The following is a 13394-nucleotide window of genomic DNA, read 5'->3' on the forward strand; positions in this document are numbered from 1 at the left end:
CATCCTCCCAACGGCCACATGGCCGACAAAAGGGGCAATGACCTGAACGGTTGCACCCGTCAAGGCGCGGCCCGTTTAGAAAGCAGATGCGGGATAGTCAACCACTCTGGCACAGTTGGGCCAGAGCGGGTTTACGACAGGGAATTCAGCCCGCCGTGGCGCAATAGGCCGGCAGGACAATGGGCCCGGATCCCTTTGTCTGCCATGCACCGGCGCCGATGCGATAGGCCTGGCCCGGCTTGACCCGGCTGCTCAGCGTCTGGCAACCCGTAGCGGCGGCGACATCCTGCACGGTCACGCCGCGCTTGCCGGCGAGATCGGTATAGGCGGCGCGGCGCTTGATATTGATGGATTCGACTTCCGCGCGCACATCGGCGCCGACGGAGCCTGCGATGCCAAGATAGCCGTCGGCTTGCTCGCCGACAGTGCCGGCGGCGATGGCGGACGCCACCGCGCCCGACTGCGCACGCGCGGGGGCGGCAATTACCAGGCCTGTCGCCAAGGCAACGGCGGCACCGGCGGCGATCATCAACAGCTTGCGTGTCATTGCGGGAACAACTCCGGGTTATTCTGTATGAGGTCCTGCGCGTCGCGTTGCAGCCGCACGACCACTTCCTGCTGCACCTTCACATTCAGGTTGATTTCGATCGGCTTGTCCGGGGCCTTCACCTGGATACAGCCCCCCAGCGGAATGATTCCCGTTGCCAAACCGGCGAAACCCGCCGTCATGATCGTTCGTCTGTTCATTTCTGCTCCCCGTTTGGCACAGTGTCGCTTTCCGCAGGCTGAACCGCAAGGCCCTCGCGCAACTTCTGCTGATACGAATCCCCGATGCTGTTGCGGATCAGGATGGTCGGGTCGATGAAGGACTTGGCGGTTCCCAGCAATCCCCGGAAGGGCGCGGATATCCGCACGTTGAAGATGAACGGCAGACCGGTGAAATTGCTCGCCAGCCCGACGGGCGCGACCCCGACCTGGCCGCGATTGACGCCGTTGAAGACGACATTCGTCACCATCTCGCCGTCGAGCGCTCCGTCCATCAGGATCGTGAGGCATTTATATTGCAGATTTTTGAGCGCGTCGAAGGCGAGCTTGCCGAACGTGCCCAGCTGTTCGTTGGATACCGGCCCGACATAGGACAAGACCCCAGATTGGCGGGCGGGGTCGCATGGTATGGTCGGCAGGACGCCTTCGGGCATCAGCAGCGGGGGCATGCCCAGCTGGCGCGCAACCAGCACGCCGCCGGCAATTCGTCCTCCGTCGGCATCGAAGATCAGCGGCATGATCCCGTCGAACGTGCCTGTCGCCGAGATATTGTCCAGTTCCATCGTCTGAATGAACGCACCGGCATCAAGCCCGACGACGCGAAAGGTCAGGTAGCGATCGACATCCGCGGCGAAATCCAGCGTCGTCGGAAGCAACGCCAGCCTTCCGCCCGAAAAGGGCCACTCGCCTCCCTCGATATGCACCTTCTGCCCCGGTTCCAGTCGATAGCGCACCACCCCGTCACGCACCTCGACGCCGGGATTGACGACGCGCATCGTGACAAGCTGTCCCGGCGCGCTGACCAGGCCGATCAGGTCGGTGAAGCGAATCTCGCCGGACAGGCCCTCCACCGGGCCGAAAGCAGCGGCCAGGTTCGCATCGCTTGTGCGGAACACACCGGTGCTGGTCACGCGATCGCCGGTCCACAGCACCTGCCCCTCGCCCGTCACCCTGCCCTCGACATTGGCGACCACGCCCAACGCCAGCCTCGTTACATCCTCCGGCTGGAGCGTCGAGTTGAAGGCCAGCCCCGGCACCTTGAGATCAGCGCTGCCTCGCCCGCTCGACAGGTCATGCACGATGTCGACCGTGGCGACAGTGGCGCTGTTGCGCGGCGTCAGCAGATTGCCCGTGGCGCGTATCCGCCCATCACTCATGGTCAGGACGAAATCGCGGCTGCTGAGCGGATTGAACCGGTCGGGCGCCTGGGAATCCTTCAGCACCAGGCTGCCGCCCAGCGTCAGCACGCCACTGGTAAAGCCCCACGCGCCTTCGGCCGCCTCGACAAGCAAAGGCACCGTGCCGATTCGCGCGCTGGCGCCGTCCAGCCGACCGTTCAGCCCGCCTGCCCCCGATCGGCCGGTCAAACCGGTGGCGGTCAGGCGAACGGGCGATGCGGCCTGCCCGATGGAAAGCGCCATATTGGCGAGCGCGAACCCGCCGTCGGCCAAGGCGAAGCGTGCGCGATCCGCTGTCAGGCGCATCGGACTGTCGCCGCTATGACCTTTGATATCCAGCGACCGGATTTCGGCTCCCCCGCGCATCCCCTGCGGGCCATAAGCAAGCAGCGCGCCCCTTTCGATCGGGCAGAGCGTCTGGCGCAGCCCGGCGACGGAAAAGTCGCCATACCGCGCCCTGGCCAGCGACAAGGGCACGCAGCGCGGATTGATTTTAACGCCCCTGCCCGCCGCGACATCCCCTTCCAGCGGGATCACCAGTCCAGCTATCGCGCCATCCGCCAGGGGACCATCGAGCCGCACGATCGTGGAAAAGCGCGTGACGCCACCGGGCGCAGCGGTAAAGCGCACCGGCTCGGCAGTCAGCCGTGCGCCCGCGGCGGCATAGGCGTCCATGAAAAGCTGCCCCCCCATGCCGCCGCCCGGCCGGCGCACCAGCCGCAACGCCGCGCGGGGCAGACCGCCGCCTTCGCTCTTGAGACTGCCATCGAGCGCCCAATCGAAACCCGCCCCGCCCCAGGCCATCGTCACCCGGCTGTCGGGAGCCATGCCCACGCGCGCGCCGCTGGCGGCATCGAACTGCGTGCCGTCCAGAATCAGGCTGCCGCTCGTTCCCTTCCGCGCGAAAGCAAATCGCGATCGCAGCAGATTGTCGCGCCCGGCTGCATCTATGGCGTCGCTCAGGCGGTCCATCAGCGGACCTACCGGCGTTCCTGCCGTCATCGCCTGCGCAGATCGCAAGGGATGCGGCCCGGTCGGCCGAACATTGCGCGCGGTCATCATACCCTTTGCCGTCATCGCCGACCCGCCGGCATAGGACCAGGCGGCATCCAGCGTCACCGTCTGCGCCAAAGCGCCCGCGATGGTGAGCGCGTGCCCCCGCAGCTTGGCTTGGCCACGGGTGACGCGGGCATCGCCTTCGAACGAGGACCGGATGGCCGGTCGACCCAGTACGACATCTTGCGCCTTTAACGCCTGTGCGTCGAATGCAAGGCTGCCCGACCAGCGATCGAGCGCCTGCCCCAGCGTGACATCGATGCGCGCATCGGGTTTCGCCAGCGCAACCCCGGCGGAGCGACAGGCAAAGGCGCCTGCCCCGACCGGCCCAGACAGGTGCGGTCGCCCGTCGCGAATGGCCACGTTCAACAGCGCGGTGCCGGAAACAAGCCCGCAATCGGCCAAGCGCGCCTTCGGCATGACCGCAGCCATCCGCCCGCGAAACCCCGAATGGAGATTGCCCTCGCCATCCAGCTTAAGTCCCACCGCGCCCGCGTCCGTATCCAGTCGCATCCGCGCGTCCTTCAGCGCCAGCACGATATCGGGCAGGCTGAACGGCGCGGTCGACGTCGAATCGCGAAACTTGTCGACTTCTCCCAGGCTCAATATTCCGTTGCGTAACGATCCCCGTATCCGCACGCCGTCCGCGCGCACCGCAGCAACGCGCGGCGTCAGTCCGGCAAAGGCTATGTCCACCTCCACCGAACGCGCCACAAGATCGGGATCGGCCGGATCGCCGAGCACGATATTCTCGATCCGCTGGGTGCGCAGGCCGATCGCGGCCAGGTCGTAACGGGCTGCGACTCCCCGGCGGTTCAGCTCGCGACCAAGGAAATTCTCGGCGATCGGCGCGCGTTGCGTCCACAGCCCAAGAATGACGAGCGTCAGAAGGCCCAGGCCTGTTCCCAACCACCGAAGCCAGCCCCGGCGAACCTCATTTTCGCCGTCAATTTCGTTCATGCGCGTGGCCAACCCCGGCTTTCGTCCTGTGTCACGATCCGTGACGCATCCTCAACGTCCATCCTGACCTAAATATCCTTGCCGCCATAATGCGCAACGCCTAGCGGTCGGCAATGGCGAATGCGGGGGACAGCAACGGGCATGATGGCGCGGGTCATCGCGCGCGGTTGCGACAGCGGCTGGCGGATGGCGGCCCCGATGCTTTGCTCGACCATGAAATTATCGAATATCTTCTCGCCCTCGCCATTCCCCGGCGGGATACCAAGCCGCTGGCAAAGGCGCTGCTGCGCGAATTCGGCGGCATAGGCGGCCTGATGTCGGCCGATTGGGCCGCGATCGCCCGCGTGCCTGGGATGGGCGACACCAGTGTCGCGGCGATCAAGATCGTCCAGGCCAGCGCCCTGCGCCTGTTACGCGCCCAAGTCGCGGAAAAGCCCGTCCTTGCCAGCTGGCAGGCGCTGCTCGACTATCTGCGTGCAGACATGGCCCATCTGGGTGTCGAACGGGTCCGCGTTCTGCACCTCAACAGCCGCAATATGTTGATCCGCGACGAACATATGGGCGACGGATCGATCGATCAGGCAGCGATCTACACGCGCGAAGTCATCCGGCGCGCCATCGACCTGGGATCGGCATCGCTCATCCTGGTGCACAATCACCCCAGCGGCGCGCCCGACCCCAGCCGGCAGGATATAGACATAACGCGGCAGATCATCGAAGCGGGCAAGCGACTCAACATCGCGGTCCACGATCACATCATCATCGGCGCGCAGGGCCATAGCAGCATGCGCGCGCTGGGCCTGCTATAGGCAAAGATCAGCCGCTGAAACCCACCGACAGAAATTCGGGCATCGGCCCGTTCCAGCCCTCGTCCGGGCCATCGTCCGCGGTTTCATGGCGGCGCGGACGCTGCGCCGGGGGCGTGTCGCGACGCGCAGGGCGAGGATCCTCGCGGGGGCGCTCCACCCGAACCGCCGGTTCCTGGTCCCTGGAGGCACGGCTTTCCTGGGCCTTTTTTGGCTCCGCCCGGCGTGGCGCCTGCACCTTCGCTTCGGCAGGTGCTGCAATCGACGGCGCTTGGAACAGGTCGATCTTGGTGCCGATCAGTTTCTGGATGTTGTCGATCGCTTCGGCGTCCTCCGCCGTGACGAAGGTATAGGCCACGCCCTTGGCGCCGGCGCGACCCGTGCGACCGATACGGTGGACATAATCGTCCGGATGCCATGGGGCGTCATAGTTGAACACATGGCTCACGCCCTTGATGTCCAGCCCGCGTGCGGCGACATCGGACGCAACAAGGATATTGACGGTTCCGTTCTTGAACCGTTCCAGCTCGGCAAGACGCGACCCCTGATCGATATCGCCGTGAATTTCGCCCGATTTGAAGCCCGCGCGCTGCAACGTCTTGTTCAGATCGCGCACCGTCGTCTTGCGATTGCAGAATATGACCGCGCTGGTCACATCCTCTGCCATCAGCATGTCGCGCAAGGCGTCGCGCTTCTTGCGCGAATCGACCTTGACCAGCCACTGCGCGATATTGATCGCCGCCGTCGCCGGGCGTGCGACTTCGATCGACTTCGGATTGGACAGAAATTTATCCGCCAGCTTCTTGATGACCGGGGGCATCGTCGCGGAAAACAGCAAGGTCTGCCGTTGCGCCGGCAATTTGGTGCAGATTTCCTCGATATCGGGGATGAAGCCCATGTCGAGCATCCGGTCGGCCTCGTCGATCACCAGCAGCGAACAGCCATTCAGCATGATCTTGCCGCGACCGAACAGGTCCATCAGGCGACCGGGCGTCGCGATCAGCACATCCACGCCCTTTTCGAGCGCGGCAAGCTGGTCGCCCATCGACACGCCGCCGATCAGCAGCGCCATCGACAGCTTGTGATACTTGCCGTATTTTTCGAAATTCTCGGCGACCTGCGCAGCGAGCTCGCGGGTCGGCTCCAGGATCAGGCTGCGGGGCATGCGCGCCCGGCTGCGTCCGTGGGCCAGGATGTCGATCATCGGCAACACGAAACTGGCTGTCTTGCCCGTGCCCGTCTGGGCAATGCCGACGATGTCCTTCATCATCAAAACGGAAGGAATGGCCTGCGCCTGGATAGGCGTGGGCGTGTCATATCCCGCCTCTGTTACGGCGCGTAGCAATTCGTCGGATAGGCCGAGATCGGCAAAAGTCATGCACATGTCCGGAACAAGGGAAAAATCCGCTGCGCTGATTGGCGACAATGGAACTGCGCGCCCTTGCGGAAATAGCGCTGGCTTGTCAAGAAAATCACGAGAAAAAGCGGGCTTTCGGCCTTTGTCGAAGCCTAATCCCCTTCGACCAGCCGCTTGAAACTGTCGATGGCGCAGGCAAAGCCGCTGCGCGCCTGCAAATCGTCGCGTCCCGCGCACAACGACCCGTCGCGTTCCGGTTCCACATAAAAGCCCGAATAGAAGCCGGCCGATCGGCAGCCCCGTTCCAGTCGTGCGCGATAGCGGTGATTGTCCGCCAGCACCAGGTCGACGCCATTGGGCACGGTGATGGCGGCCGCCCGGATCGACCGGATGGCGAGGCATTTGGGTCCCTTCTTTTCTTCCCATTCGACCGGATCTTCCCGCTCCCTGGTGGAAGCGCGCCCCTTGCGCCGATCCATCGGCACGCGGATGATGATCCGCTGCTGAATCGAAAGCTGCGCCCATTCGACAGTCTGCCCGTCGGGCGCAAGCAGCAGCAGCAAAACGGAATGAAGCAAATCCGACCCCTTTTGACGACAAATGATAAAGGACCGAGGTTGAACAAGCGATGAATTCCGGGGCATAGCATCGTCCCATGTTTGGACAGGTCCCATGATCGACGCCGCCCTCGTCGCCCGCTTCGCCGACCTGCTCGGTCCCAGGGGCGTCACCACCGATCCGGACGAGATCGCGCCATGGACCACCGACTGGCGCGGCCGGTTTCACGGTGCCGCCGCAGCCATCCTGTCGCCGTCGTCCACCGCCGAAGTCTCGGCCGTCATGGCGCTGGCAAGCCAGCTTGGCGTGCCGCTGGTGCCCCAGGGTGGCAACACGTCGATGGTCGGCGGCGCGACACCGCCGGCGGACGGTCGCGCGCTCATCCTGTCGCTCCGCCGCCTCAATCGCATTCGCAGCCTTTCGGCCCAGGACAATCTGGCGGTCTGCGAAGCCGGCGTGATCCTGTCGACACTGCACGATGCCGCCGGCGCTGCGGACCGCCGTTTCCCGCTCAGCCTGGGCGCGAAGGGATCGGCGACCATAGGCGGCCTTGTGTCGACAAACGCCGGCGGCACGCAGGTACTGCGCCATGGCACGATGCGCGCGCTGGTGGCGGGGATCGAAGCGGTGTTTCCCGACGGCAGCATCTTTGACGGGCTGGCCCCGTTGAAAAAGGACAATCGCGGCTATGATATCAGACAGCTTCTGATCGGTGCCGAAGGAACGCTCGGCGTCGTAACCGCGGCCACGCTGCGGCTCGTGCCCGCCGTCGCGGCGCGCGCGGTCGGCTGGGTCGGGGTGGACAGCCCGCACGCGGCGCTCGCCCTGCTCCGCATGATCGAAACCACGCTGGGCGACAGCGTCGAGGGCTTTGAGGTTCTTGCCGAGGACGGGCTGAACCATGTCCTGTCCTATCTTCCCGCTGCCCGGCCACCGATCGCGACGCGCGCGCCCTGGCATGTATTGATCGAAGTGGTGGATCATGTCGGCGATAGCGATCCTGGTCCTGCGGAACGGCTGGAAGCAGCACTCGCACAGGCACTCGATGCGTCGATCGTGATCGACGCATCGATCGCCGCCACCGAAGCGCAGGCGGAAGCCTTCTGGCTGATCCGCGAATCCCTTTCGCCCGCCGAAAAGGCGCAGGGGCCTGCGCTCCAGTTCGACATCAGCGTGCCCGTGGCGCGGATGCCCGACTTCATGACCAAGGGCGCCGCCGCCGCCGAGGCCGCGTTTCCCGGCACCACCGCATCCTCCTTCGGCCATCTGGGCGATGGCAATGTCCATTTCCACGTCCGCGCGCCGGGTGGGACCGGCGATGGCCCGGCGTGGATCGCGGATCAGGGAAAGGCCATCAGCAGCTTTGTTCACGACGCGGTCGTTGCCGCCGGCGGGTCGATTTCGGCCGAACATGGCATCGGCCAGATGAAGCGCGCCGAACTGGGGCGCCTCGGCAGCCCGGCGCAGTTGATGGCGATGCGGGCCATCAAGGCGGCGTTCGATCCGCAGGGCCTGATGAATCCGGAAAAGCTGATACCGATGCCGGGCGAAGGGTGATGCCCGTCAACAGGAAAGCGATTGCCTCTCCCGGCCAAGGCCTTTAGGGCGGCATGCCATGATCAGACCGGCGGCGCGCAGCATCGCGCCCCTTTTCGACGGAGTGGAACAGACCCATGGCCAGCGCGCCCGCCAACAGTCTCCCGATCTTTTACAATGATCTCATTCCGCTCAGCAGCAATGACCATAGCGAATATAGCCTGCGTCCCGTCGAGTCCGCGCCGCATTTGGCGGTGCAACATGCGATCCCGCTGACGGTCGAGGAGTTTTCCGCCGCGCAACGCTTCGTGCCGATCATTTTTTCGGCCGGCGCCGACCCGGTGCCGCTGGCGCTCATGGGCCTCAACGAAGGCGTCAACGTGTTCCTGGACGAGGAAGGCAAGCTGCTCGGCCCCGTCTATGTTCCCGCTTATGTCCGCCGCTATCCGTGGATGCTGGCGAAGCTGCGGCCCGACAGCGACGACCTCTCGCTCTGTTTCGATCCCACGTCGAGCGCGGTCGGCATCTTCGATGAAGGCGACAGGCTCTTCGAAGATGGCAAGCCCAGCGAAATCACGCAGAATCTGTTGAAGTTCTGCGAAGAATTCGAACAGGCGGCCGCGCGTACGGGGCAGTTCATGCAGGAACTGCGGGGCCTCGACCTGCTGATGGAAGGCGAAGTCGCCATCCAGGTCCCCGGTGCGGAACAGCCGTTCATTTATCGCGGTTTCCAGATGGTCAACGAAGAGAAGCTGCGTGACATGCGGGGCGATCAACTGCGCAAGATCAGCCAGAACGGCATGTTGCCGCTGCTCTATGCCCATCTTTTCTCGCTTCAGCTGCTGCGGGACATTTTCGATCGGCAGGTTCAGCAGGGCAAGGGTCCGATCATTCCCGTCCAGGCAGAACCGGCAATCGCTGAAAGCTGAACATTTTTAGGGGCGCCGGACGGAATGGTCGATTTGGACCGGATTTATTCAGTTCCCTCTTGAAACGGAATCAAACCCGGCTTATCTTCACACATATGGCCCACCCGCCCCCCTTTCGGGTGCGCCATATGGGCGCTTCCCCCTTTGGAAGCGTCTCCTCCCTGAACCTGGCCACCCCATGCGAATCGCATGGGGTGGTTTTTTATGGCTGGCGATCGGCGCTGCAATCGCTTGACGGCCTGACCACAGCCGCCTAAATGCGCCCTCCTGCGGTCGATCACCCGACCTGCGGCCCCTTCGTCTAGCGGTCAGGACGCGGCCCTCTCACGGCTGAAACACGGGTTCGATTCCCGTAGGGGTCACCAAAATCCTCTCCCAGAGAGTATCAGAAGGTGCCGGGAACGGCGGTTTTCTGCGGTTTTTCGTGGTAGGCATCCTATACGGAGCGGTCTCGGACCACCGGATACCAGCAACTTGATGGTATGCCTGATGGTAGCGCGGCCCTCCTCGAAAAGGAGATACCATCATGGCGCTTACAGCTGCGCCAAGGGCCGGGAAAAGCCCTATAAACTCACCGATGGTGATGGCCTGTTCCTCTATGTGACGCCCAATGGGGGCGCTACTGGCGGATGAACTATCGCCATATGGGCAAGCAGAAGACGCTGGCTTTCGGCGTCTATCCCGACATCGGCCTTGCCGACGCCCGCGAGCAGCGCGACGCCGCCCGCAAAGTGCTGGCGAAGGGTAATGACCCCGCCGAGAAAGCAAAGCTGGATCGGCTTGCCGCCACCGTCGCCGCCGCCAACAGCTTCAAGGCGGTTGCCGACGAGTGGCTGGTGAAGGTCGAGCGTGAAGGCCGCTCCGCCGTTACGATGAAGAAGCTGCGTTGGCTGCTGGACTTCATCAATGCATCGCTTGGCAAACGCCCTGTCACCGCCATCACTGCGCAGGAGGTGTTGACCATGCTGCGCAAGATGGAGGGCAAGGGCAAGTATGAGACAGCCAAGCGGCTACGCAGCACTGCAGCCAGGTAGCCCGACAATATGCCCTCCCGCGCTAACTGGATGATGCTATCCGGGTTGTCGGGAAACAGAAAGGCGGCGTCGGCGAGATTTCCGGTGAGCTGCCTGAGACGAGCCGGCGGCTCGCTCGCCTTCGGTCGCGCCGCGCGGAGAATTTCCCGCCAGCGGAAGGCGCTGTCGGTCACGATGGAGGCCCCGGTCGCCTGCGCCAGATACATGGCGATTTCAAAATTCGGTCCCATCTGCATCAGGCGCATCTGACCGCCGTCCTTGCCGCCGAAGATGTACGGCACCGGCGACCTGTCTCACATCATCACCGGTCATGCATACAAACAGGCCAAGGCGATCCTCGACAACATGGGATCGGACCTCAGCTGCTTCGTTCCGACTGACGCCTATCGCAACGCCGTTACAGCGCTGCAGGATCATCGCTTCGTCATCCTTCCTGGGCGATCCTGCTTCCGGGAAATCGACCATAGCGGCCAGCCTACCGCGCCGTGTAGAGGGCGCCGCCTTCCTTCGCTGGCTCAAGGGTGCCACTTCCTCATGATTCGAAAGTCTGGAAGCAAGGACCGGAGCGACGGCGCCCTAGTGAATTCGCGCGCCTCTTGCGCTTGCCTCCGACTTTTTCTAAGATATATTATGTTTTAGCAATGACAGGATGCGGTTCCACAGCTAGAAGGTAATCACGCATGGTTTTCGTTCCGCTTACAGGTCAACGCTATGACATGCCTGCGATGTTCGGCCCCTCGCCGGTGCCAGATCGCACCGTGATCGGCGATGCGCATGCGATTGTTCTGAGCTTTCCGACCTCGCGCGCCGCTGCCGGCAAGATGTTGCCGGGTCACTTCCGGCTCCCCGAGGCCGTGACCGCTTCGATCAGCTACGTCAGCTACCAGAATGTCGATTACCTGGGCGGGCGGGCCTATAATGAGATCGTCGTTTCGATAAACGCAGAGCACGGCGATGGAGACGACGCGATCGTCGCCGGATTTGCGCCGATTCTATGGGTCAACAAGGTGGGCGCCCTTATTGCGGGGCGAGAATATATGGGCCTCGGCAAGCTGTTCGGGACCATTCCCGACGCAGCGGTTGGCGAGTCAGAAGCAAGCTTCACCTGTTACGAAGAAGACGCCCTGCTTCTCAGAGCCGGCGCATCCTCGCTCCGCCGGCTTGCTCCAGAGGCGGTCCAGCGCGTCAACGACAAGGCCGGCGAGGTTCGCACCTTCGGCTGGAAATACATCGCCGCGCCGGGCGGGGGCAGCGACCTCGACTATCCGCTAATCAATGTCATGCGCTGGGACTATCGCGACGCATGGTCGGGCGAGGGATCGATCGAATGGCTGACGCCGGACCGACTCGCCGCGCCCTTTTCGTCCGCCGCGCTAGCTGTTCTGTCCGCTTTGCCGATCGAGGGTTCGGTTCGGGCGTTTCGCGGCACAGGACGCGCGATCATCGACCGGACCGCTACTCGCCGGCTTGCGGCGCGAACGTGATGACTGATCCATCCCCTCTTGAAGAACTGGAATTATCCATGACCGCCAAAGACATCGAGGGTGAGGCGTCAGCATCGGCATCCGGGAATGGCGGCGATGACATGCTGCATGAAAAGCTGACGACGATCGCCCTGTCCCGCACCAAGACCTGGGGCAATATCGAGACGAAAAACCATTATACGCCCGAGGATGTGTCCGATAGCGACGACATAAAAGGTGGCCCCGGCGAATATCCCTTCACGCGCGGGGCGTTCCCACAGATGTATCGATCGCGCATGTGGAGCATGCGCGAGATCGTCGGCTATGGCGCGCCCGAAGACACCCGAAGAGGGCTGGGCGTCGCGATCGAGAACGGCGCTTCCGGCCTGAACGTGGTGGACGATGTGCCGACCAAATGGGCGGTCGATCCCGACCATCCGATGTTCCGCAACGATGTGGGAATCGAGGGCGTATCGATCCCCACTCTGCGCGATTGCGAGCGGCTGATGGAGGGGATCGATCTTTCCAAAATCGATCTTGCCTGGCATTCGATTTCTCTCGTTTATCCGCTGACGGTCGCGGTGCACAAGAAGCGGGGCCAGCTGCTGGACTCGCTGCTCGGCTCGCACATGCCCGACTATTTCCATCAGGTCATATCGGGCTGGGGGTCCAAGCTGGTGCCGTCCAACATGGCGCTGCGGATGAGCGCCGGGTGCCTGGAATATTCGGCGGCCAACACGCCCTTATGGGCGCTTGGCCTGCCCCAGGCCTATGACGTGCGCGAACGCGGCGTGTCGCCGGCGGGCGAGATCGCGGTCGGCATGGCGATCGTCAACACCTGCCTCGACGATATCGCCAGGCGCGGCACGTCGGTCGACCAGATCGCGCCGCGCATGGCCTGGGTATCGACCTCCGACGTCGATTTCTTCGAGGAAGTCGCCAAATTCCGCGCCTTGCGCCGTATCTGGGCGCGGACGATGAAGGAAAGGTTCGGCGCGACCAACGAGCGCAGCATGCGGCTGCGCATCGCGTGCCACACTGCGGGCAAGTCGCTGGTCTATCAGCAGCCGCTCAACAATATCACCCGCGCCGCGCTCCAGACCTTCGCCGCGATCTGCGGCGGGGTCCAGTCGGTCGAAACCTGCACCTATGACGAGCCGATCTGCATCCCGACCAAGGAAGCCAAGGAACTGGCGCTGCGGACGCAGCAGATATTGGCGCATGAAATCGGCGCGGCGCGCGTCGCCGATCCGCTTGGCGGCAGCTATTATGTCGAGGCGCTGACCGACGCGGTCGAGAAGGAGGCGCTGGCGCTGTTGGCGGAAATCGAAAAGCGCGGGCTGGTCGAAGCGATCGAAAGTGGCTGGCTGGAGGGCGAAATGGACAAGTTCAACGTCCAGTATGACCGCGAACTGCACGACAAGGAACGACTGGTCGTCGGCCTCAACGCCTTCACCAACCCCGATGAAAAGCCCTTTGCCCGCTTCGAGCCGATGAAGGCCTCGATCCAGAACCATGTCGAGCGGTTCGTCCAGTTCCGGGGCCAGCGCGACATGGCGACGGTCACGAGCGCCATGCAACATCTGCATCGCGTGACCCGCGAGGGCGGCAACCCCTACCCCGCCATGATCGACGCCTTCATCGCCGACGCGACCATTTCGGAGGTATGGGGCACGCTGCGCCAGGGCTTTGGCCATGCCTATGACGCCTTCGATGTCTATACCTCGCCCTTTGGCCTGTCGGAGAACTGAG

At 63.7% G+C, this 13394-nt stretch carries 11 protein-coding genes and 1 tRNA gene; 7 read left to right on the plus strand and 5 right to left on the minus strand.

Going from position 1 to position 13394, the window contains the following annotated elements; translation table 11 throughout:
* Positions 1 to 145: 145 nt before the first annotated feature.
* From WG908_RS10475 to WG908_RS10485, 3 genes are read right to left on the minus strand one after another with little or no spacing between them, the layout of a single operon-like run.
* Entirely contained in the window at positions 146 to 547 is a 402-nt protein-coding gene (locus tag WG908_RS10475) for a YdbL family probable chaperone protein (protein WP_340186525.1), read from the minus strand.
* Entirely contained in the window at positions 544 to 747 is a 204-nt protein-coding gene (locus tag WG908_RS10480; RefSeq protein WP_340186526.1) for a YnbE family lipoprotein, read from the minus strand. Before WG908_RS10480 ends, WG908_RS10475 begins: the two co-directional genes overlap by 4 nt.
* A complete protein-coding gene (locus tag WG908_RS10485) occupies positions 744 to 3959 on the minus strand; it encodes an intermembrane phospholipid transport protein YdbH family protein (RefSeq protein WP_340186527.1) in 3216 nt (1071 codons plus the stop codon). Before WG908_RS10485 ends, WG908_RS10480 begins: the two co-directional genes overlap by 4 nt.
* Positions 3960 to 4072: 113 nt before the next feature.
* Here WG908_RS10485 and radC point away from each other — a divergent pair, with 113 nt between their 5' ends.
* Positions 4073 to 4768 carry a RadC family protein gene (gene radC, locus WG908_RS10490; protein ID WP_340186528.1) on the plus strand — a complete coding sequence of 232 codons (696 nt, stop codon included), beginning with the start codon at positions 4073 to 4075 and terminating at the stop codon, positions 4766 to 4768.
* 7 nt (positions 4769 to 4775) lie between these two features.
* Here radC and WG908_RS10495 read toward each other — a convergent pair whose 3' ends face one another.
* Entirely contained in the window at positions 4776 to 6143 is a 1368-nt protein-coding gene (locus tag WG908_RS10495) for a DEAD/DEAH box helicase (protein WP_340186529.1), read from the minus strand.
* 131 nt (positions 6144 to 6274) lie between these two features.
* The gene (locus WG908_RS10500) at positions 6275 to 6700 is read right to left on the minus strand and encodes a hypothetical protein (RefSeq protein WP_340186530.1); all 426 of its coding nucleotides are present in this window, start codon (positions 6698 to 6700) and stop codon (positions 6275 to 6277) included.
* A 94-nt stretch (positions 6701 to 6794) separates the two neighbouring features.
* On the opposite strand from WG908_RS10500, the gene WG908_RS10505 reads away from it, so the two are divergent.
* The 6 genes from WG908_RS10505 to WG908_RS10530 all read left to right on the plus strand — a co-directional run bounded on the left by WG908_RS10505 (position 6795) and on the right by WG908_RS10530 (position 13393).
* Positions 6795 to 8237, plus strand: coding sequence for an FAD-binding oxidoreductase (locus tag WG908_RS10505; protein WP_340186531.1), 1443 nt, complete (start codon positions 6795 to 6797; stop codon positions 8235 to 8237).
* Positions 8238 to 8353: 116 nt separating this feature from the next.
* The gene (locus WG908_RS10510) at positions 8354 to 9145 is read left to right on the plus strand and encodes a SapC family protein (RefSeq protein ID WP_340186532.1); all 792 of its coding nucleotides are present in this window, start codon (positions 8354 to 8356) and stop codon (positions 9143 to 9145) included.
* 290 nt (positions 9146 to 9435) lie between these two features.
* Positions 9436 to 9510: transfer RNA gene (locus tag WG908_RS10515), tRNA-Glu, on the plus strand.
* A 279-nt stretch (positions 9511 to 9789) separates the two neighbouring features.
* Positions 9790 to 10179 (plus strand): tyrosine-type recombinase/integrase, encoded by a 390-nt coding sequence (locus WG908_RS10520; protein WP_340186533.1) that lies wholly within the window; start codon positions 9790 to 9792, stop codon positions 10177 to 10179.
* 680 nt (positions 10180 to 10859) lie between these two features.
* Entirely contained in the window at positions 10860 to 11663 is an 804-nt protein-coding gene (locus WG908_RS10525; RefSeq protein WP_340186534.1) for an acetoacetate decarboxylase family protein, read from the plus strand.
* 38 nt (positions 11664 to 11701) lie between these two features.
* Positions 11702 to 13393 (plus strand): methylmalonyl-CoA mutase family protein, encoded by a 1692-nt coding sequence (locus WG908_RS10530; RefSeq protein ID WP_340186535.1) that lies wholly within the window; start codon positions 11702 to 11704, stop codon positions 13391 to 13393.
* Position 13394: the final 1 nt, after the last annotated feature.

The organism is Sphingobium anseongense, assembly GCF_037725245.1.
Lineage (GTDB): Bacteria > Pseudomonadota > Alphaproteobacteria > Sphingomonadales > Sphingomonadaceae > Sphingobium.

Coding starts and splice junctions, on each gene's coding strand:
- radC (WP_340186528.1), top strand. CDS start 4,073: ATGGCGAATGCGGGGGACAGCAACGGGCATGATGGCGCGGGTCATCGC.
- WG908_RS10505 (WP_340186531.1), top strand. CDS start 6,795: ATGATCGACGCCGCCCTCGTCGCCCGCTTCGCCGACCTGCTCGGTCCC.
- WG908_RS10520 (WP_340186533.1), top strand. CDS start 9,790: ATGGGCAAGCAGAAGACGCTGGCTTTCGGCGTCTATCCCGACATCGGC.
- WG908_RS10530 (WP_340186535.1), top strand. CDS start 11,702: ATGACCGCCAAAGACATCGAGGGTGAGGCGTCAGCATCGGCATCCGGG.
- WG908_RS10485 (WP_340186527.1), bottom strand. CDS start 3,959: ATGAACGAAATTGACGGCGAAAATGAGGTTCGCCGGGGCTGGCTTCGG.
- WG908_RS10475 (WP_340186525.1), bottom strand. CDS start 547: ATGACACGCAAGCTGTTGATGATCGCCGCCGGTGCCGCCGTTGCCTTG.
- WG908_RS10480 (WP_340186526.1), bottom strand. CDS start 747: ATGAACAGACGAACGATCATGACGGCGGGTTTCGCCGGTTTGGCAACG.
- WG908_RS10495 (WP_340186529.1), bottom strand. CDS start 6,143: ATGACTTTTGCCGATCTCGGCCTATCCGACGAATTGCTACGCGCCGTA.
- WG908_RS10510 (WP_340186532.1), top strand. CDS start 8,354: ATGGCCAGCGCGCCCGCCAACAGTCTCCCGATCTTTTACAATGATCTC.
- WG908_RS10525 (WP_340186534.1), top strand. CDS start 10,860: ATGGTTTTCGTTCCGCTTACAGGTCAACGCTATGACATGCCTGCGATG.